This window comes from Inquilinus sp. NPDC058860 (genome assembly GCF_042743185.1).
In the GTDB taxonomy this organism is placed as follows: domain Bacteria; phylum Pseudomonadota; class Alphaproteobacteria; order DSM-16000; family Inquilinaceae; genus Inquilinus.
This window is the reverse complement of the sequence record NZ_JBHYMS010000090.1, coordinates 1-19376: the sequence shown is the minus strand read 5'-3', so window position 1 is coordinate 19376 and position 19376 is coordinate 1. Positions and strand designations below refer to the sequence as shown.

Below are 19376 nucleotides of genomic sequence, written 5' to 3'. Positions count from 1 at the left end.
CTCTTGGGCTTTTTTGGGGGAACGAATAGTCATCGACCTAAAGATAATTGAGACCCCCCTCCCCTCGCGGGTGGGGGCTGGGGGGTGGGGGTTTTCGTCGCCAAGACCGGCCTGGGCTCTCGCGTTCCGGCTCCGACTGCGAGCCTGTTCTCTGCCCATTCGCGCGCGGACCATATCGCGCGCGGACGCGCGCAGCCCCCTCCCCCTGCCCCCCTCCCGCGAGGGGAGGGGGGACTAAAAAGAGCGGGTGACGTCCATTCTGAAAAGGTCTCGCAAGCGGGAGAGGCAATCTGTTCGTATACCCACCGCCGGTATCTCAGGCAGATGTGTGAATGCTGTAGCTCCTCGCGGGAGGGGGGACTTGTAGAAGCTCACTTCGACGACGTGTTTATCCGGTAGCCGCTTCAGGCCGGTCCGGCCGTCCTAAACCCCCGCCAGCTCCCGCAGCCGGCCGAGGCTCTCGTCGCGGCCGGGGCGCAGGCCCTGGCCGATCCACCAGCGCTCGACCTCGGCCAGGGCGCGGCCGACGGCGGGGCCGGAGAGGCCGAGCGCGACGACATCGCGGCCGCGCACCGGCAGGGCCGGCACCGGCTCCTTCTCCAGCGCCGCCAGGGCGCGCCTGAAGCTCCAGCGCTTCGGCGCCGCGGCCCAGGCCAGGCGCAGCCGGTCGCGGCCGCCGGACCGGCCGTGCCGGTACAGGAGGAGCCGCACCCCGACTTCGTCCGGCGCGGTGTCGAGCGTGCTCTCCTGCAGCCCGACCAGGCGGTCGCGCTCGTCGTTCGACAGCTTCAGCCGCGCCGCGACCGTCGCCGCGTCGCCGCGCAGCAGGGCCGCCAGCCGCAGCAGCGGATCGGAGTCCGGGGCGACCTGAATCAGCCCCTGCAGCCGGGCGATGTCGCCGTCCTCGCCGATCACGTGCCGGGCGATGCCAGCCTCGACCATCGCCCGCCAGACCGGCACCGGGTCGGGCGCGGCCAGCAGCTTCAAGAGCTCGGTCCGCACCCGCTCGCCCGACAGCCGGTCGAGGCTGCCGGCCGCGGCGGCGCAGGCGGCCAGCGCCGGCGGGTCGAGCTCGCCGCTTCCGTAATGGGCGTGGAAGCGGAAGAAGCGCAGGATGCGTAAGCCGTCCTCGGCGATACGCTGCGCCGGGTCGCCGACGAAGCGGACCCGGCCGGCCAGCGCGTCCGCCACCCCGCCGAAATAGTCGTGCACCACGCCCTCGGGATCGGCCGACAGCGCGTTCATGGTGAAGTCGCGCCGCGCCGCGTCGGCCCGCCAGTCGGCGGTGAACTCGACGACGGCATGCCGGCCGTCGGTCTCGACGTCGACCCTGAGCGTCGTGACCTCGAAGCTGCGGCCGCCGGAGCGGGCGGTGACCGTGCCGTGCTCCAGCCCCGTCGGGATGACGCCGAGCCCGGCATTGCGCAGCGCCACCATCACCGCCTGCGGCCTGAGCGGCGTGGCGATGTCGACATCGGCGGCATCGCGGCCGAGCAGCGCGTTGCGCACGCAGCCGCCGACGAAGCGCGGGTCGAAGCCGGGGATCGACAGCGCGTCGATCACCGCCCGGGCGGCGGGATCGACGGCCCAGCCGGGCAGCGGCGACAGGCGGTGAGGTGTCGTCATTCGGCCGTCCCGAGCAGCACGTCGCGGAGATTGCGCAGGATGCCCGCGGTCACGCCCCAGACATAGCGGTCGCGATAGGGGAAGGCCCAGTACTGCCGCTCCACCCCCTGCACGGTGATGCGGTGCCGCTTCGGATTGCCCGGGGCCAGGATGAAGCCCAGCGGCACCTCGAAGATCTCCGCCACCTCGAACGGATCGGGCGCGGTCTCGAGCGGCGGGGTCAGGAGGCCGACGAAGGGCTGGATCTCGAAGCCGGTGCGGCTGACATAGGTGTCGAGCCGGCCGACGATCTCCACCTTCCGCCGCGGCAGGCCGATCTCCTCCTCCGTCTCGCGCAGCGCCGCCGCCAGCGGGTCGGGGTCGCCCGGGTCGACGCCGCCGCCGGGAAAGGCGATCTGGCCGGCATGGGCGTTGAGATGAGGCGTGCGCAGGGTCAGGAGGATGGCGTCGCCGTCCGGCCGCCGGACGATCGGCACCAGCACCGCCGCCGGCCGCAGCGTCGCCAGCGGCTTCAGGTCCGGGTTCAGGTCGTGGTCGCCGCGCGGGCCTACGACATTGTCGCTGCGCGACTGGCGGGGCCGGTACTGCCGCAGCCGGTCCAGGTCGGCCACGATCGCGGGCGGCCCGCCGCTCACGCCTGGTCCAGCGGGAAGAATGTCCGATGGCTCCATACCCCCATCCGGCCGTCTCGGGCGACGGCGATCTCGGCCAGCTCGTAGAACACCGGGCGCGACAGCAAGGCATCGAGCCCTTCGGCGATCCGGATATAGGGCGACGGCTCGCCGGTGCCGGCGGCGAAGGCGACGCGGATCGGATGCTCCGGCCCGGCCTCGCGGACATGGTCGAGATTGGTGCGGAAGGTCAGGACCTGGTCCTCGCCCGCCCCGGCCACCTCCACCGCCACGGCGACGAAGGGGGCGTCGTCGACCGTGATCCGCCCGCGCTCCGCCGGGGTGATCAGCCAGTAGTCGCCGGCGGCGTCGCGCCGCAGCACGGTGGCGAACAGCTTGACCAGCGGCAGGCGGCGGATCGGGCTGCCGTGATAGTACCAGGTGCCGTCGCGGCCGATGCGGATGTCGTAGGCCTCGTCGGCCGCCGTCGGGGCAGGCCGGGCGCCGGCCAGCGCCTTGTCCAGGGCGCCTGCGTCAGACTGCGCCCGGGCCGGTTGCGTTTTCTTGGACTCGCCGTCGCTCAATTCCGCCATACTCTTGCAATAGATCCGTCAGTTCACCGGCAGAGCGGCACGCCCATGCAAACGACCGTCCCGTCCGAGCTCGACACCCCGGCCACCCCAGCCGACATCGATGCGGCCGTGGAGCGGCTGGCCGCCGTCCGCAGCATGATCGGCCGGGTCATCTTCGGCCAGCAAGACGTGATCGACCAGAGCCTCGTGACGATCCTGGCCGGCGGCCATGTGCTGCTGGTCGGCCTGCCCGGCCTGGCCAAGACCCGGCTGGTCGAGACGCTGGGCACCGTGCTGGGCCTCGATGAGCGGCGGGTGCAGTGCACGCCGGACCTGATGCCGGCCGACATCCTCGGCTCCGAGGTGCTGGAGGAGAGCGAGACCGGTCGGCGCAGCTTCCGCTTCATCCCCGGCCCGGTGTTCAGCCAGCTCTTGATGGCCGACGAGATCAACCGCGCCAGCCCGCGCACCCAGTCGGCGCTGCTGCAGGCGATGCAGGAGCACCGGGTGTCGATCGCCGGCCGCTATCTGCCGCTGCCGGAGCCGTTCCACGTCCTGGCCACCCAGAACCCGCTGGAGCAGGAGGGCACCTATCCGCTGCCCGAGGCGCAGCTGGACCGCTTCCTGATGCAGGTCGATGTCGGCTATCCCGACCTGGCGGCGGAGCGGCGGATGCTGCTGGCCACCACCGGCGTTCACGAAGCCCAGATCGAGGCGGTGATCAGCGCCGACGCGCTGCAGCGGACCCAGCGCCTGGTGCGCCGCCTGCCGGTCGGCGAGACGGTGCTGGAGGCGATCCTGTCGCTGGTCCGTGCCGCCCGGCCCGATTCGACCGACCTGCCGGAGGTGCAGCGCATGGTCGGCTGGGGCCCCGGCCCGCGCGCCAGCCAGTCGCTGATGCTGGCCTGCCGCGCCCGCGCCCTGCTGACCGGCCGGCCGTCGCCTTCGGTCGACGACGTCGCCGCCCTGGCCCGGCCGATCCTGCAGCACCGCATGGCCCTGACCTTCGCCGCCCGGGCCGATGGCGCCACCATCGCCGACGTGGTCGAGCGGCTGGTCGCGCGCCTGGGCTGAGGCGGAGGTGGCCGCCGGCTCCCAGCCCCTGACAGGCGCCGCGCGGCGCAAGGCCGCCGATGCGCTGGCGGCGACGCTGCCGCCGCTCCTGATCGCCGCCGACCGCGTCGCCTCGACCGTGGCCCAGGGCGTGCACGGCCGCCGCCGGGTCGGCGTCGGCGAGAGCTTCTGGCAGTTCCGCCGCTACCAGGCGGGCGAGCCGATCGGCCGGATCGACTGGCGCCAGTCCGGCAAATCCGAGGGCCTGTTCCAGCGCGAGACCGAATGGGCCGCGGTGCAGACCGCTTGGCTGTGGCGCGACGCCTCGCCGTCGATGGACTACCGCTCCGACCGGTCGCTGCCGACCAAGCGCGACCGCGCCGAGGTGCTGCTGCTGGCCCTCGCCTCTCTCCTGAACCGCGCCGGCGAGCGGGTGGCGCTGATCGGCGGCGACACCCCGCCGGCGAGCGGCCGGGCCAGCCTGCTGCGCATCGCCGCGGCGCTGGATCGGGGCACCGCCGACGATGCCAGCAAGGCGGTGCCGTGGGAGCTGCGGGTGCCGCGCCACGCCGCCATGGTGCTGCTGGGCGACTGCCTGGCCCCGCTCGACGAGTTCGGCGCCTCGGTCGCCGCCTATGCCGCACGCGGCGTCCGCGGCCATATCCTGCAGGTGCTCGACCCGGCCGAGGCGACGCTGCCCTTCGAAGGCCGCATCCGCTTCGAGGGCATCGAGGAGGTCGAATCGGCGCTGATCCCGCGGGTGCGGTCGGTGCGCGACGCCTATCGCGAGCGCCTGGCCGAGCACCAGGACGGGCTGGCGGCGATCGCCCGCCGCGCCGGCTGGAGCTTCGCCATCCACCGCACCGACAAATCGGCCGAGGCGGCGCTGCTGAGCCTGTGGGGCGTGATGTCCGGGGCCGCGACCGGCAGGGCCAGATGGTGACGCTCGGCGGCCTCGTCTTCCTGGCGCCCGCCATCCTGGCGGCGCTGATCCTGCTGCCGGTGATCTACTGGCTGCTGCGGGTCACGCCGCCGGCGCCGCGGCGCCTGAGCTTCCCGGCGATCCGCCTGCTGCTGGGCCTGCAGGCGCAGGAGGAGACGCCGGAGCGGATGCCCTGGTGGCTGATGGTGCTGCGGCTGCTGCTGGCGGCGCTGATCATCGTCGCCCTGGCGCATCCGGTGCTGAACCCCGGCACGGCCCTGCCCGGCAGCGGCCCGGTGCTGCTGGTGGTCGACAACGGCTGGGCCGCGGGCAAGGGCTGGCCGCAGCGGCAGGAGGCCCTGCGCACCGCCGTCGACAAGGCGGAGCGGGCGGGCCGCGACGTGGTGCTGCTGGCCACCGCGCCGACCGCCCCGGGCGAGCCGGTCGCGGCCAGCCGCCTGCTGCGCCCGGGCGAGGCCCGCGGCCTGATCGACAATCTGGCGCCCAGCCCCTGGCCGACCGACCGGGCGGCGGCGCTGAAAGTGGCCGACGCGCTGCGCCTGCCCGGATCGACCCATGTCGTCTGGGCCAGCGACGGCATCACCGGCGAGACCGAGGCGGACGGGGTGCGCGACTTCGCCGCCCGGCTGCAGCGCTTCGGCAGCCTGGAGGTGCTGACCCCGCAGGCCTTCGACCTGGCGCATCTGGTCGGCACGCCGCAGGTGGCCGACACCGCCCTGACCGTGCCGGTGAAGCGCGCGGCAGCGGTCGGCGACGTGCCGCTGGTGCTGCGCGCCGCGGCCGAGGACGGCCGCCCGCTGGCCCGCACCGAGATCCGCTTCCCCGCCGGGCAGCGCCAGGCCGAGGCCCGGTTCGAGCTGCCGTCGACCGCCCGCAACGCCATCGCCACGGTGTCGATCGAGGGCGAGACCACGGCCGGCGCCACGGTGCTGGTCGACGAGCGCTGGCGCCGCCGGCCGGTCGGCCTGGCCGCGCCGCAGGACACCGCCCGGGCCCAGCCGCTGCTGACCGAGAGCTACTACCTGCAGCGGGCGCTGGAGCCCTTCGCCGAGATCCGCCGCGGCGGCATCGCCGACCTCCTGGGCGGCACCCAGCCGACCGACCGGCTGGCGGCCCTGCTGGTGCCCGACGGCACCCTGTCCTCCGAGGCCGACCGCCAGGCGGCGGAGCGCTGGATGGAAGGCGGCGGCGCCCTGATCCGCTTCGCCGGGCCGATCCTGGCGGCCAATCCGGACCCGCTGGTGCCCGTGCCGCTGCGCTTCGGCGACCGCACCCTGTCCGGCGCCATGTCCTGGACCGAGCCGATGACGCTGGCGCCGTTCGACGCCAAGAGCCCGTTCCAGGGCCTGACCATCCCGGCCGACGTGCGGATCCAGCGCCAGGTTCTGGCCGACCCGTCGCCCGACCTGGCCGACAAGACCTGGGCCCGGCTGACCGACGGCACCCCGATCGTCACCGCCGAGAAGCGCGGCCGCGGCTGGCTGGTGCTGATCCACACCACCGCCGGGCCGGGCTGGTCGAACCTCGCCTTCTCCGGCCTGTTCGTCGACATGCTGCGCCGCGTGGTGGCGCTGGGCAGCGGCGTCGGCGGCGACAGCGGCCAGGCCAGCCTGGCGCCGGTCCAGCTGCTGGACGGGCTCGGCCGGCTGGTGCCGCCGCCCCCCCTGGCCCTGCCGATCGCAGGCCAGGCCTTCGCCAGCACCGTGCCGGGGCCGGAGCACCCGCCCGGCTTCTACGGCACCGAGGACAACCGCCGCGCCCTCAATCTCGGCTCCGCCGTGACCAGCCTGGAGCCGATTTCGAACCTGCCGCCCGGCGTCGCGATCTCGGGCTACGAGGCCCCGGCGGAGGTCGACCTGCGGCCCTGGGTGTTCGCCCTGGCCATGGCGCTCTTGATCGTGGACGGGCTGATCGCCCTGTTCATGCGCGGCCTGCTGACCCCGCCGCGGCGCGCCACCGCCGCGACGCTGCTGATGGCCGGCGCCGTCGCGGCATCGCTGCTGTCGCCCGCCCCGGTGCGGGCACAGGACGACAGCCGGACCATCGCCATGGCCAACCATGTCCGCCTGGCCTATGTCGAGACCGGGCAGCAGGATGTCGACGCGGTCAGCCAGGCCGGGCTGGAAGGCCTGGCCCAGGTGCTGCGCGACCGCACCTCGGTCAATGCCGAGGGCGCGATCGGCATCAATGTCGAAAGCGACGAGCTGGCCTTCTTCCCCCTGCTGTACTGGCCGATGACGACAGGGCAGCCGGCCCTGTCCGACGCCGCGATCGGCAAGCTGAACGCCTTCCTGCGCACCGGCGGCACCATCTTCTTCGACACCCGCGACCAGGCGACGGGCGGCGGCGGGGCGCTGTCCGGCCCGGGGGCGGAGAAGCTGCGCGAGCTGACCCAGGGCCTGGACGTCCCGCCGCTGACGCCGGTGCCGCCGGACCACATCCTGACCCGCGCCTTCTACCTGATGCAGGACTTCCCCGGCCGCTACGCCGGCGGCGATCTGTGGGTCGAGACCGCGGACGCCACGGTCAATGACGGCGTCTCGACCATCATCATCGGCGCCAACGACTGGGCCGGGGCCTGGGCCACCGGGCCGGGCGGCGCGCCGATGCTGCCGGTGGTGCCGGGCGGCGAGCGCCAGCGCGAGATGGCCTACCGCTTCGGCGTCAACCTGGTGATGTACGCCCTGACCGGCAACTACAAGTCGGACCAGGTGCACGTGCCGGCGATCCTGGAACGGCTGGGGCAGTGATCATGGACGCCGCCTCCGTCGCCTTCTCGCCGCTGCTGCCCTGGACCGTGCTGGGGCCGCTGTTCGGCCTCGCGGTGCTGGCCCTGCTGGTCGGCGCCTGGCGCCGCGCCCCGGGCCTCGGCTGGCGCCTCCTCGCCTTCGCCGCCCTGGCCGCCGCCCTCCTGAACCCGTCGCTGGTGGAGGAGAGGCGCGACCCGATCCGCGACGTCGCCGTGGTGGTGGTCGACCGCTCGCCCTCCGACCAGATCGAGGACCGCCCGGCCCGGATCGACGCCGCTTTGGCCGATCTGCGCACCAAGCTGGCGGCCTTCCCGGACCTCGAGACCCGCTTCGTCACCGTCGGCGAAGGCGCCAGCGCGCCGCTGGACGAGACCCATCTGTTCGAGGCGCTGGGCGCGGCCACGGCCGACGTGCCGCGGCGGCGGCTGGCCGGCGCCATCCTGGTCACCGACGGCCAGGTGCACGACGTGCCGACCGACCCGGCGGTGCGCAGCTCCTTCGGGCCGGTCCACACGCTCCTGACCGGGCGGCCGGACGAGTTCGACCGCCGCATCGTCGTGGCCCAGGCGCCGAGCTTCGGCCTGGTCGGCCAGGACGTGACCGTGACGCTCAGGGTCGACGACCTGCCGAACGCGGAGCCCGGCGCCGTCGCCACCGTCACCGCGACCAAGGACGCCGGCGCGCCGGAGGCGCTGCAGTTGCCGGTCGGGCGCGACACCCAGGTCAGCTTCCGCCTCGACCATGGCGGCCCGACCGTCTTCGAATTCGCGGTCGAGGGGCTGCCCGGCGAGCTGAGCCAGGCCAACAACCGCGCCGCCATCGTCGTCAACGGCGTGCGCGACCGGCTGCGCGTGCTGCTGGTGTCGGGCGAGCCGCATCCGGGCGAGCGCACCTGGCGCAACATCCTGAAATCCGACCCCTCGGTCGACCTGGTGCATTTCACCATCCTGCGGCCGCCGGAGAAGCAGGACGGCACGCCGATCAACGAGCTGTCGCTGATCTCCTTCCCGATCCGCGAGCTGTTCGAGACCAACCTCAAGGATTTCGACCTCATCATCTTCGACCGCTACCGGCGGATGGGGGTGCTGCCGAACCTGTATCTCGGCAACATCGCCCGCTACGTGCAGGAGGGCGGCGCCTTCCTCGAGGTTTCGGGCGAGGCCTTCGCCGAGCCGCTGAGCCTGTACCGCACCCCGATCGGCAACATCCTGCCGGCCGAGCCGACCGGCGAGGTGCTGGAGCAGGGCTTCCAGCCGGTGGTGACCGAGCTGGGGCAGCGCCATCCGGTGACGGCGACGCTGGAGGGATCGACCGGCGGCCCCGGCGGAGGCCCGAGCTGGGGCCGCTGGTTCCGCCAGATCGACGTGGTGCCGCATGGCGGCAACGTGGTGATGACCGGGATCGGCGACCGGCCGCTGCTGGTGCTCAACCGGGTCGGCGAGGGCCGGGTGGCGCAGATGGCGTCGGACCAGATCTGGCTGTGGAGCCGCGGCTTCGAGGGCGGCGGCCCGCAGGCGGAGCTGCTGCGCCGCCTGGCGCACTGGCTGATGCGCGAGCCGGAGCTGGAGGAGAACGTGCTGCGCGCCGAGGCGGCGGGGCAGCGCATCGAGATCCGCCGCCGCAACCTGGACCAGAGCAACCCGCCGGTCACCGTGACCGACCCGGACGGCAAGACCCAGAGCGTGACGCTGAGCGAGGCCTCGCCCGGCCTCTATGCCGGCCGGGTCAACGCCCAGGGGCCGGGCATCTACCGCGTCAGCGACGGCGACAAGACCGCGCTGGCCGTCGTCGGCACGCTGAACCCGCCGGAGCTGAGCGATATGCGGGCGGTGACCGACAAGCTGGCGCCGGTGACCGAGGCCAGCGGCGGCGGCGTCGCCTGGCTGGCCTCGGACGGGGTGCCGACCCTGCGCCGCACCCGGCCGGACCGGGCGGCGGCGGGCGCCGGCTGGTTCGGGCTGCGCGGCAATGGCGACTACACCGTCACCGGCATGACCGAGACGCCGCTGCTGCCGCCGCTGATCGCCCTGTTCCTCGGCCTCGGCGGGCTGATGGCCGCCTGGCGGCGCGAGGGGCGATAGAGACCTCCTCCGGATGGCGGATATTGCCGCCGCCGCGCGAAAAGCGTAATATTTTCATATCTTTTTATGCGTCTATCGACTGTTGCGGCTGCTCCAGAGAACCTTCGGGGAGGCCAAGACGATGGTGGAATGGGAATTGAAGGCGACGGAGCTCGCCAACTGCAATTGCTCCTACGGCTGCCCGTGCCAGTTCAACGACCTGCCGACGCATGGGCACTGCCGGGCCGCGGCCGGCTTCCTGATCGAGACGGGACATTTCGGCGATGTCGGCCTCGACGGGCTGCGGGCCGGCGGCCTGTATCGCTGGCCCGGGCCGGTGCATCACGGCAACGGCACCATGCAGCTGATCGTCGACGAGCGCGCCGACGCCGCGCAACGCGACGCGCTGCAGAAGATCATGACCGGCCAGGAGACCGAGGACATGGCGACCATGTGGTGGGTGTTCGCCGCCATGTCGCCGAACCGGCTCGAGACCCTGTTCAAGCCGATCGACATCGAGATCGACGTCGACCGCCGCCGCGGGCGCGTCGTCGTGCCGGGCGTGGTCGAGATCGATGCCGAGCCGATCCGCAACCCGGTGACCGGCGCCGAGCACCGCGTCCGCATCGACCTGCCCAAGGGCTTCGAATACCGCCTGGCCGAGATCGGCAGCGGCACCACCAAGGCCACCGCCGGAATCGAGCTGGACCTGGCGGGCACCTATGCCCAGTTCGCCCGCATCCATCTCAGCAACGCCGGCATCGTGGCGTAGCTGGTGGCGATGAACGCCGGGGCCTCCTCCGCGATCGAGGCGGTGCTCCGCCGCGACCGCCTGATGACGCTGGTCGCCCTGGCCTGCGCCTGCATCGCGGCCTGGACCTATGTCGGCCTCGGCATCGGCACGGAGATGCCTGGGACGACGATGCCCGACATGGAGATGCCCGGCATGGCGATGGATCCGGCAATGCCCATGCCCTGGACCGGCGCCACCTTCGCCCTGATGGCGGCGATGTGGGCGGTGATGATGGTGGCGATGATGCTGCCCGGGGCGGCGCCGATGGTGCTGACCTACGCCGCGCTGCAACGCCATCGCCGGCAGGCGGCCCCGCATGACGCGACGCTGCGGTTCGCGCTCGGCTATCTCGCGGTCTGGGGCGGCTTCAGCATCCTGGCGACGCCCCTGCAGTGGCGGCTCGATTCGCTGGCCCTGCTGTCCCCGGCGATGGCGACCGCCAACGCGGTTCTGGCCGGCGGCGCGCTGGTGGTCGCCGGCGCCTGGCAGCTCACCCCGCTGAAGCAGGGCTGCCTCGTCCGCTGCCGGTCGCCGGTCGAGTTCCTCACCCGCCATCGCCGGTCCGGGCCGTTCGGCCTCGGCCTGCGCCACGGCCTGTTCTGCCTCGGCTGCTGCTGGGCGCTGATGCTGCTGCTGTTCGTCGGCGGCGTGATGAACCTCGCCTGGATCGGCGCGATCGCGCTGTTCGTCCTGCTGGAGAAGACGGTCCCCGGCGGCCCCTGGCTCGGCCGCGCCGCCGGCGCCGGGCTGATCCTGTGGGGCGGCTGGATGCTGGTGACGGCGGCGTAGGCCGGGGTCGCCCGGCCCACGCCCTTCCGCCTCAGTTCATGACGATCTCGACCCGGCGGTTCTGCGGCTCGCGCACGCCGTCGGCGGTCGGGACCAGCGGGTCGGCTTCGCCGACGCCGCGGACCACGATCAGGCTGTCGGCGACGCCGTCCGCGACCAGCTCGCGACGCACTGCCTCGGCCCGGCGCACCGACAGGGCCTGGTTGTAGGCGTCGGTGCCGGAGCGGTCGGTGTGGCCGGTGACGCCGATCCGGGTCGATTCGCCCCGCAGCGCGTCGGTGGCGGCCGAGGCGACGATCGACCGCGCCTCCGGCGTCAGGCTCGAGCTGTCGAAGTCGAAGAACACCAGATAGCTGCGCTGGCCGGTGTCGGCCGGGACCTCCGGCGCCGGCTCGCCCGAGGCGGCGCCGAACTCGAAGACGTATTTGATGCCGAGCAGGATGGTGTGGTTCGCCGGGGCGTCGAGCTTGACCTTGGTGCTGCCGGAGGTGAATTCGGCATCGGTCTCGCCGAAATAGCGATACTCCAGGTTCGCCGCCAGTTTCGGCGTGATGTAGTAGGACACGCCGGCGATGCCCTGATAGGCGAAGAGCGGCGAGTCGTACTCGAAGTCGATGTTGAAATCCTTGGCCTTCACCTTCCAGGTGTTGAAGCCGACGCCGATGCCGCCGCCGACATAAGGCACGAAGGGCGAGCCGAACTCGAAGTCGTAATAGACATTGGCCATCAGGCCGATGGTGCGCTCATGGCCCTTGATGTTGACCTTGACGTCGTCGGCGCCGGGGACCGTGATGAACCGGTTCAGCCGGAAGGAATCATAGCTCAGCTTGGTGGTTCCGATGTCGTTCTGGCGGAAGCTGCCTTCGAGATCCGCCCGGATCGCGCCGAAATCATAGCCGATATAGATGTTGCCGGCCGGCGCCGTGTCGAAGGAGACGTCGGCATGGCCGTCGGTGATAGGGTCGTCGAAAGTCCATTTCTGGTCCTGCCGGATGTTCACGCCGGCGCCCGCGCCGAGATAGATCCCCCTCGCCGGCTGCTGGGCCATGACGGGCGTGGCCAGCAACAGGGCAACGGTTCCCGCCGCACACAAGGTCAGACTCTTCATCTGCCGCCATCCTGGTCAGAGTTCGAACCAGGGCGCCCGCTCCCGGCATTCTTATGCAGGGTTTCATCCGCCCCCGTCGCATCAATACGGAGACTTCGTTGGCCGATCAACCTGAAAACAAAGAATTCAGCGCGAACTTTCTGCGGACTCTTTATCGGATCTAAAGATTTGAATCCCAGAACAAGAGACAATATCCGCTAAATGCTATTCAAGCCGCCCGATCGACGCCTCCGGCAGTCGAACAGATGATTCCGGTTCACCCGGAAGCGACGGCGGAGATGCGGCCGCAGCAGGACGCGGCTGTCGACCACCATGGGCGCCAGCCCGGCCGCTTCCAGCCGGCCGGGGAAGTCGCGGCCGTTGATGCGGTAGTGGTAGGGGTGGCCGAAGCGGCGCATCCGCTCGGCCGGGTCGGCGATATCCGCGCCCTCCTGCGTCGGCCCCTTCGGGTCGAAGGGCACCATCAGGATGGCGCGGCCGCCGGGGCGCAGCACCCGTGCCAGCTCGGCGATCGCCGCGCCGTCGTCGGGGATGTGCTCCAGCACATGGTTGGCGATCACCACGTCGAAGGCCGCGTCGGCGAAGGGCAGCGCCGTCAGGTCGGCCTGGATGTCGGCGAAGGGGCTGAACCGGTCGACCGAGCGGTAGCGGAGGTTCGGCAGCCCGCGCAGCCGCGCCTCCAGCCACGGCTCGGGCGCCGCGTGCAGCACCCGGTGCCGGCCGGCCAGCAGGTTGGTCCGGGCGGTCAGATAGAGCCAGAGGAAGCGGTGCCGCTCGACGCTGCCGCAGCCCGGGCACATGGCGTTGCGCCGCCCTTCCAGGCCGAAGCGCAGGAAGCGGCGCGCCCGGATGCCGCAGATCGGACATTCCAGCACGCCCGGCGGCCCGGCCGGCGCCCGCGGCCGGGCGTAGAGCCGCTCGCGCCGGTACACCGCCGCCTCGTCCAGCCGGTCGCGGGCGATGGCGCCGACGACGCGGCCGAGGTCATGCAGCATGCGACGGCTCCCGCACCGTCTCGGGCTCAGATGCGTCGCCGTGGGCCGCGCCGCGGGCGCCGTCGCGCTCGCGCACCGCGGTCGCCAGCACCTGCACCGCCTGGGGCAGCGAGATGTCGGCCGCGGCCGGCTGGAAGGCCAGGCCGCCCTCGCGGAACGCCTTCCAGATGGCGAAGCGCAGATCGGTGCCGACGCCGGCGAAGTTGTCGACGTTGGAGATGTGGCAGCGCAGCTCGAGGTCGAGGGACGCCGGGCTGAAGGCCTTGAACGCCACCACCGGCGCCGGGAAGGCGCTGACCCGGCTGTCGGCCTTGGCGATCTCCAGCAGCATGTCGCGGGCCTTCTCGACATCGGCCGTGGCGGCGATCGAGACCGGGATGTCGACCCGGCCGTTCTTGTCCTTGTGCGTCCAGTTGACGACCTGGGACGAGATCAGGTTGCCGTTCGGCACGATCACCGAGGAGCGCTGGAAGGTCTGGATCTCGGTGGCGCGGACGCTGATCCGCCGGACCACGCCCTCGGCCCCGCCGATCACCACCCAGTCGCCGACCTTGACCGGCCGCTCGACCAGCAGGATCAGGCCGGCGACGAAGTTCTGGACGATGTTCTGCAGGCCGAAGCCGATGCCGACCGACAGGGCGCCGGCAATGAGCGCGAGGTTCGACAGGTCGAGTCCGAGCACGCCGACGCCGAGCAGCGCCGCCAGCAGCACGCCGAGATAGCCGATGCCGGTGCGGATCGAGTTCTTCAGGCCCAGGTCGATCTGCAGCTTGTCGAGAAAGCGCGAATCGAGCCGCCGCTGCAGGAAGCGGGTGGCGGTGATGCCGAGGGTGAAAGCGACCGCGGCGCCGAGAATGTCGAGCGGCGCGATGCGGACGCCGCCGACCGTGGCCCCGTTCAGGATCGCCGCGCCGATCGCCGAGATGTCGCCGGCGCTGAGCCCCAGCACCGGGGCCAGGGCCAGGAAGGCGGCGACGCCGAAGACGATGTCGGCCGAGAGGCCGGCGCCGGTCTCGAACGCCCACAGGCCGCGGTCGTTCGGGAACAGCGAATGGCGGAGCTTGGCGGTGGCGCCGACCGGCTGGGTCAGGAAGCGGCCGGTCGCCTCCTGCACCATGCGGCGCAGGATCAGGAATGCGGTGCCGATGCCGATCGCGGACGCCAGCAGATAGGCGATATAGAGCGCCAGCTTCTGGTAGCCGATCAGCCCCGCCACCATCACCACCACGGCCAGCAGCGCCGCCAGCAGGCGCAGCCGCGGCCAGCGCCCGGGCGGCCGCGAGGCCGGACGGTCGTCGGCGGCCTCGCCCTCCGGCACGGCCGGCAGGTCGGCGCGATGGCCCCAGAGCGATCCGGGCAGCGCGGTCAGCAGCGCCATCGCCCCGGCGGTCAGCGCCGCGGCGACCAGGAGGGCGCGCAGCTCGCTCTGCAGCAGGATCCGCCCGTCGGCAATCGCGAGCGTCATGCCGGCGACGGCCCAGATCACGATCGCCGCCTGCAGGGCGCGATGCAGCGCCCGCGCCGAGGCGTCGGTCAGCTCGATCAGGCGCCAAGCCGGCTCGTCCGGGGTCAGCACCGCCGCGGTCGCGGCCGAGGTCAGGAAATAGGCGACGACGCCCCAGGCCAGGACGCCCAGCGCGATCATCGCGACATAGCTGGCCGGCCGGTCGCCGAGCCAGCCGGCGCAGATCACCGCCGCCGCCAGCGTCACCATCGCCGGCAGCACGCCATGGGCGATGGTGTGGACGGCGGCGGCCGCGACCCGGCGGCCGAAGGACGGCACGGTTTCCGACGGGCGCCGGCCGAAATGGCGCAGCAGCCAGCGCCGCACCAGCCAGCCGATGCCGAGGCCGATGGCGGCGAACAGGATGCGGCGCGCCATCTCGCCCACCCCGTCCCAGCCGGCGCTGCCATGGTCCTGGAACGGCCGCAACAGCCGCATCAGCAGGTAGCCGGTCTGGTCCGGGATCTCGACCCAGGTCTCGGGATCGAAGGCCGCCGGCGCCACCGACAGCAGGTTGCGGCGGAACTGGTCCAGCCGCGCCGCCGCGGCGCTGCGCAGCAGGATGTCGGCGCGGGCGCGGATCAGGTCCGCCTGCCTGGCCTGGCCGTCGGCCGCGGCGGCCTGGTCGGCCAGGCGCTTGCGGTCGGCCGTGACCGATTCGGCTTCGGGCGGCGCCCCTTCGGCCGGCGGCGGCCCCAGCGCGTCGGCCATCTGCTTGGCCTCGGCGGCGGCGGCGCGGGCGGCATCGGCGGCCTGGCCGGCCTGGTCGACGATCGCGGCAGCCTGGTCGCGCAGGGCGTTGTAGCTGTCCTCCGTCAGGCCCAGGGCCGAGAGCTGGACCTGAAGCTGGTCGAGGGTGCCCAGCCAGCCGGCGCTCTGCGTCGCGAAATCGGGCTTCGGCGCCTCCTGCTGCTGCGCCGCGGCCGGCAGCGCCGCCGGCAAGAGGGCCAGGAGAAACAGGAAGCGGAGGAGGAACGCGCGAAGGATCATGTTCGGCCGGATGGCACCGCGATGGCAGGGAGGCATCCCACCCTGCATGCCAAAGCGGCCGAAAGAAGGCGAGACCGCGCAGCGTCGCAGCAGCAATGCTCGTGCGGCCGCGTGACGGCGCCGGAAGGTGCGCTATGCTGGCTCCCAAGCCAGAGCCCAGGCCGCCGCCGATGTACCTCGCCGAAATCCGCCGCCGCCCCGGCTTCGCGCCCGACGGCCGCTTCCCCTGGACGATCCCGGTCGTGGCCGGGTTGGAGCGGCTGGCCTTCACCGCGCCGGTCACCTTCCTGGTCGGCGAGAATGGCTGTGGCAAGTCCACTCTGATCGAGGGCTTGGCCGCCGGCATGGGCGCCTATGCCGTCGGCTCGGTGCAGGAGATCCGCCGCGACCCGATGCTGGCAGCCGCCCGGCGATTCGCCGAGGGCCTGCTGTTCGTGCGGCGGCGCCATCCGCGGGTGAAGATGTTCCTGCGCGCCGAGGACGTGTTCGGCCACGTCAAGGCGCAGCTGACCGAGGCCGACGAGCTGGAGGCCGAGGCGCGGGAGATCCGCGACGACCCAGAGGGTAGCGAGGCCTGGAAGCAGAAATCGGGCGGGCTGCTGGCCGGCATGGCCGCCGCCATCCGCGCCTCGGACCCCGACGGCCGATCGCATGGCGAGAGCTTCCTGTCGATCCTGCAGCGGCGGGTGCATGGCGCCGGCCTGTACTTCCTGGACGAGCCGGAGACACCGCTGTCACCGACCCGGCAACTGGCGCTGCTGCGCCTGCTGCATGATGCGGCGGAGGCCGGCGCGCAGCTGATCGTGGCCACGCATTCGCCGATCCTGATGGCGCTGCCCGGTGCCGCGATCCTGGAGATCCGCGACGGCCGGATCGGGCCGGTCGCCTACGACACGATCGAGCATGTCGCGGTGACCCGCCGCTTCCTGGCCGATCCGGCGCGGATGCTGAAGGCCCTGCTGGACTGACTGCCACCGATCAGGCTGGCACGGCGGGACGGCCGAGCGCGGCGCGGGGCCCGCCGCGCTGGCTGCGGGCGAAATCGCTCGGGGTGCGGCCGACGCAGGCGCTGAAGGCCTGGGTGAAGGCGCCGAAGCTGCTGAAGCCGACTGCCATGGCGACGTCGCTGATCCGGTGCCGGCCCGAGGCCAGCATCTCCATCGCCTGCATCATCCGCGCCTCGCGCACGAACTGGCGCCAGGTCATGCCGGTGTCCTCGCGGAAGCGCCGGCGCAGCGTCCGCGGCGACAGCCGGGCGGCGCTGGCCGCCCCGTCCAGCGAGCCGTCGTCGACATGCGCGATGACATGGCGGATCGCGGCCCGGATCCCGGGCGACTGGCCGGTCGGCAGCCACAGGATGCGCTGCCGGCTGAACCAGTCGGCGCAGAGCAGCCCGAAGGTGCGGAAGAACGAGCCGGCGATGGGGTCGTCGCGGTCGCGGCCGCGCGGCCAGCGCAGGGCGTAGTCGACCATCTCGCGCGCCAGCGGGCTGGTGCCGGCGGCCCAGCAGCCGTCGTGGTGCCAGGGCGTCATCGGCGCATCGAGATGGACCACCGCCACCTCCGTCCCGTCATCGGTGCGGATCTCGTAGGGCCGCCCGGCCGGGATGAACACCATATGGGTCGGCAGGATCGCCCAGACGCCGCGCGGCCCCTCCAGCTCCAGCCGTCCGGCGCGGACATGCACCACCTTGTGCTTGGGGTCGCCGGCCGACCGTTCGGCCACCCGGCCGCAGCGCGACAGCCCGGCATGCTCGGGACAGGTAGGGGTGGTCGCGAACGGCGACATGGCGTCCTCCCGGCTCGGCAGGGCATGATTGGCCCCTTCGCGTAAGATTATGGGCGATTTCCGGAAGACGCTCACGCGACGTTTCTGACACACTCCTCTCCACAATCCGCCCGGCCGAGCCGAGGCGGGGGTGCAGGAGGAAGCCCATGGAGCTGCGATCGGCGCCGCCGGTCCTGGAGTTCCGCGGCCTGGCCAAGCGCTTCGGCGGCACGCTGGCGGTCGACGACCTGGACCTGGCGCTGCGCCCGGGCGAGATCCTGGCGCTGCTGGGCCAGAACGGCGCCGGCAAATCCACCCTGATCAAGATGCTGGCCGGCGTGCACGCCCCCGATTCCGGCGAGATCCGGCTGAACGGCGCGGCCTATGACCCGAGATCCGGCCACGGCCGGATCGCCTTCATCCACCAGGATCTCGGCCTGATCGATTGGATGACGGTGGCGGAGAACATCGCCTTCGCCCAAGGCTTTCCCCGGCGCCTGGGCCTGATCGACTGGCGCCGGGTCGAGGCCACGGCCCGCGCCTCGCTGGCCCTGGTGGCCGAGGGCATCGACCCCGGCCGGCGGGTGCAGACCCTGACCCGGACCGAGAAATCGCTGGTGGCGATCGCCCGGGCGCTGGGAGCCCGCCCCGACATCCTGGTGCTGGACGAGCCGACCGCCAGCCTACCGCAGGAGGAGGTTGAGGGGCTGTTCCGGGTGCTGCGCGGGCTGAAGTCGCGCGGCGTGTCGATGATCTATGTCTCGCACCGGCTGGACGAGGTCTACGCCATCGCCGACCGGCTGGCAGTGCTGCGCGACGGCCGGCTGGTGGCGGTGCAGGAGACCAGGGCGACCGAGCCCGAGGCGCTGGTCCGGCTGATCATCGGCCGGCCGCCGGAGTCGCTGTTCGTGCGCCCGCCGCGCCGCGGCGGCGACGCCGTGCTGCGGCTGGACGGCGCCGTGATCGGCGATGTCGGGCCGGTCGACCTGGCCGTGCCGGGCGGCGAGATCGTCGGCCTGGTCGGCCTGCGCGGCGCCGGGCAGGAGCTGGTCGGCCGCGCCCTGTTCGGCCTGCTGCCGCTGGAGGCCGGGACGGTGCGGCTGGACGGCACGCCCTGCGACCTGGCATCGCCGCCGCGGGCGATCGGCGCCGGCATCGGCTTCGTCGCGGCCGACCGCAACGCCGATTCGGTGGCCGCGGGCCTGAGCGTGCGCGAGAACATGTTCCTCAACCCTTCCGCCTGCGGCCGCGGCCTGCTGGCCTGGCGCGGCGCCGCCGACGAGGCGGCCGAGACGGCGCTGCTGGGCGGCCGGGTCGGGCTGCGGCCGAACGACCCGTCGATGCCGGTCGAGACCCTGTCCGGCGGCAACCAGCAGAAGGTGGTGCTGGCCCGCTGGCTGCGCATCGGCGGCCGGGTGCTGGTGCTGGAAGACCCGACCGCCGGGGTCGATGTCGGCGCCAAGGCCGAGATCTACCGGCTGCTGGCGGACGCCGTGCAGCGCGGCCTGGCCGTGGTGCTGGTCTCGACCGATGTCGAGGAGGTCGCCCAGATCTGCCACCGCGCCGTGGTGTTCCGCGACGGCCGCATCGTCGCCGAGATCGACGAGGCCGGGCTGTCGGTCGAACGCCTGGTCCACGCCGTCTCGCTCGCGCCCGAGGCCCGGGGGACGGTGCAGTGAGGCCGGTTCGCGCAAACGTTCAGAATAGCTGGAACGCATTCCTTTTTTGTCCCCCCTCCCCTTGCGGGAGGGGGGCAGGGGGAGGGGTCCGCGCGCGTCCCCTCGCGAAAGCGCAAAACGCAGACCTCTCACTAGG

15 protein-coding genes are annotated in these 19376 nt (G+C 72.6%); 8 read left to right on the top strand and 7 right to left on the bottom strand.

The features are described from left to right. Positions 1-423 precede the first annotated feature (423 nt). Genes ACFW16_RS34320 through ACFW16_RS34310 form a run of 3 tightly spaced genes read right to left on the bottom strand, consistent with a single transcriptional unit; the run spans position 424 to position 2830 of the window. Positions 424-1626 carry a CCA tRNA nucleotidyltransferase gene (locus ACFW16_RS34320; RefSeq protein ID WP_380313600.1) on the bottom strand — a complete coding sequence of 401 codons (1203 nt, stop codon included), beginning with the start codon at positions 1624-1626 and terminating at the stop codon, positions 424-426. Then, complete coding sequence (locus ACFW16_RS34315; protein ID WP_380313599.1) at positions 1623-2261, bottom strand: CoA pyrophosphatase; 639 nt, start codon at positions 2259-2261, stop codon at positions 1623-1625. The genes ACFW16_RS34320 and ACFW16_RS34315 overlap by 4 nt, the downstream gene beginning before the upstream one ends. After that, complete coding sequence (locus ACFW16_RS34310; protein ID WP_380313598.1) at positions 2258-2830, bottom strand: DUF1285 domain-containing protein; 573 nt, start codon at positions 2828-2830, stop codon at positions 2258-2260. The genes ACFW16_RS34315 and ACFW16_RS34310 overlap by 4 nt, the downstream gene beginning before the upstream one ends. A gap of 45 nt (positions 2831-2875) precedes the next feature. On the opposite strand from ACFW16_RS34310, the gene ACFW16_RS34305 reads away from it, so the two are divergent. The 6 genes from ACFW16_RS34305 (at position 2876) to ACFW16_RS34280 (ending at position 11197) form a co-directional block, all read left to right on the top strand. Then, positions 2876-3883, top strand: a complete 1008-nt coding sequence (locus ACFW16_RS34305) for an AAA family ATPase (RefSeq protein WP_380313597.1) — start codon at positions 2876-2878, stop codon at positions 3881-3883. Positions 3884-3890: 7 nt separating this feature from the next. Further along, on the top strand, positions 3891-4805 hold the full coding sequence (locus ACFW16_RS34300; protein WP_380313596.1) for a DUF58 domain-containing protein: 915 nt from the start codon (positions 3891-3893) through the stop codon (positions 4803-4805). Beyond that, positions 4799-7555 (top strand): DUF4159 domain-containing protein, encoded by a 2757-nt coding sequence (locus ACFW16_RS34295; protein WP_380313595.1) that lies wholly within the window; start codon positions 4799-4801, stop codon positions 7553-7555. Before ACFW16_RS34300 ends, ACFW16_RS34295 begins: the two co-directional genes overlap by 7 nt. 2 nt (positions 7556-7557) lie before the next feature. After that, positions 7558-9636: a hypothetical protein gene (locus ACFW16_RS34290; protein ID WP_380313594.1), complete on the top strand. Its 2079-nt coding sequence runs from the start codon at positions 7558-7560 to the stop codon at positions 9634-9636. 121 nt (positions 9637-9757) lie between these two features. Then, positions 9758-10387 (top strand): DUF1326 domain-containing protein, encoded by a 630-nt coding sequence (locus ACFW16_RS34285; RefSeq protein ID WP_380313593.1) that lies wholly within the window; start codon positions 9758-9760, stop codon positions 10385-10387. A 9-nt stretch (positions 10388-10396) separates the two neighbouring features. Further along, positions 10397-11197, top strand: coding sequence for a DUF2182 domain-containing protein (locus ACFW16_RS34280; protein ID WP_380313601.1), 801 nt, complete (start codon positions 10397-10399; stop codon positions 11195-11197). 31 nt (positions 11198-11228) lie between these two features. Here the strand turns inward: ACFW16_RS34280 and ACFW16_RS34275 are convergent, their stop codons facing one another. The 3 genes from ACFW16_RS34275 to ACFW16_RS34265 all read right to left on the bottom strand — a co-directional run bounded on the left by ACFW16_RS34275 (position 11229) and on the right by ACFW16_RS34265 (position 15794). Next, entirely contained in the window at positions 11229-12305 is a 1077-nt protein-coding gene (locus ACFW16_RS34275; RefSeq protein WP_380313592.1) for an OmpA family protein, read from the bottom strand. A gap of 197 nt (positions 12306-12502) precedes the next feature. Then, complete coding sequence (locus ACFW16_RS34270; protein ID WP_380313591.1) at positions 12503-13300, bottom strand: class I SAM-dependent methyltransferase; 798 nt, start codon at positions 13298-13300, stop codon at positions 12503-12505. After that, the gene (locus ACFW16_RS34265; protein WP_380313590.1) at positions 13290-15794 is read right to left on the bottom strand and encodes a mechanosensitive ion channel family protein; all 2505 of its coding nucleotides are present in this window, start codon (positions 15792-15794) and stop codon (positions 13290-13292) included. Before ACFW16_RS34265 ends, ACFW16_RS34270 begins: the two co-directional genes overlap by 11 nt. A 170-nt stretch (positions 15795-15964) precedes the next feature. On the opposite strand from ACFW16_RS34265, the gene ACFW16_RS34260 reads away from it, so the two are divergent. Beyond that, positions 15965-16762 carry an AAA family ATPase gene (locus ACFW16_RS34260; protein ID WP_380313589.1) on the top strand — a complete coding sequence of 266 codons (798 nt, stop codon included), beginning with the start codon at positions 15965-15967 and terminating at the stop codon, positions 16760-16762. A 10-nt stretch (positions 16763-16772) separates the two neighbouring features. Here ACFW16_RS34260 and ACFW16_RS34255 read toward each other — a convergent pair whose 3' ends face one another. Next, positions 16773-17582, bottom strand: a complete 810-nt coding sequence (locus ACFW16_RS34255) for a helix-turn-helix domain-containing protein (RefSeq protein ID WP_380313588.1) — start codon at positions 17580-17582, stop codon at positions 16773-16775. A 146-nt stretch (positions 17583-17728) separates the two neighbouring features. Between ACFW16_RS34255 and ACFW16_RS34250 the strand changes: the two genes are divergently transcribed. Next, complete coding sequence (locus ACFW16_RS34250; protein ID WP_380313587.1) at positions 17729-19240, top strand: sugar ABC transporter ATP-binding protein; 1512 nt, start codon at positions 17729-17731, stop codon at positions 19238-19240. The last annotated feature ends 136 nt before the right edge of the window (positions 19241-19376 follow it).

Coding starts and splice junctions, on each gene's coding strand:
- ACFW16_RS34320 (WP_380313600.1), bottom strand. CDS start 1,626: ATGACGACACCTCACCGCCTGTCGCCGCTGCCCGGCTGGGCCGTCGAT.
- ACFW16_RS34310 (WP_380313598.1), bottom strand. CDS start 2,830: ATGGCGGAATTGAGCGACGGCGAGTCCAAGAAAACGCAACCGGCCCGG.
- ACFW16_RS34305 (WP_380313597.1), top strand. CDS start 2,876: ATGCAAACGACCGTCCCGTCCGAGCTCGACACCCCGGCCACCCCAGCC.
- ACFW16_RS34295 (WP_380313595.1), top strand. CDS start 4,799: ATGGTGACGCTCGGCGGCCTCGTCTTCCTGGCGCCCGCCATCCTGGCG.
- ACFW16_RS34290 (WP_380313594.1), top strand. CDS start 7,558: ATGGACGCCGCCTCCGTCGCCTTCTCGCCGCTGCTGCCCTGGACCGTG.
- ACFW16_RS34285 (WP_380313593.1), top strand. CDS start 9,758: ATGGTGGAATGGGAATTGAAGGCGACGGAGCTCGCCAACTGCAATTGC.
- ACFW16_RS34280 (WP_380313601.1), top strand. CDS start 10,397: ATGAACGCCGGGGCCTCCTCCGCGATCGAGGCGGTGCTCCGCCGCGAC.
- ACFW16_RS34275 (WP_380313592.1), bottom strand. CDS start 12,305: ATGAAGAGTCTGACCTTGTGTGCGGCGGGAACCGTTGCCCTGTTGCTG.
- ACFW16_RS34270 (WP_380313591.1), bottom strand. CDS start 13,300: ATGCTGCATGACCTCGGCCGCGTCGTCGGCGCCATCGCCCGCGACCGG.
- ACFW16_RS34265 (WP_380313590.1), bottom strand. CDS start 15,794: ATGATCCTTCGCGCGTTCCTCCTCCGCTTCCTGTTTCTCCTGGCCCTC.
- ACFW16_RS34260 (WP_380313589.1), top strand. CDS start 15,965: ATGTACCTCGCCGAAATCCGCCGCCGCCCCGGCTTCGCGCCCGACGGC.
- ACFW16_RS34255 (WP_380313588.1), bottom strand. CDS start 17,582: ATGTCGCCGTTCGCGACCACCCCTACCTGTCCCGAGCATGCCGGGCTG.
- ACFW16_RS34250 (WP_380313587.1), top strand. CDS start 17,729: ATGGAGCTGCGATCGGCGCCGCCGGTCCTGGAGTTCCGCGGCCTGGCC.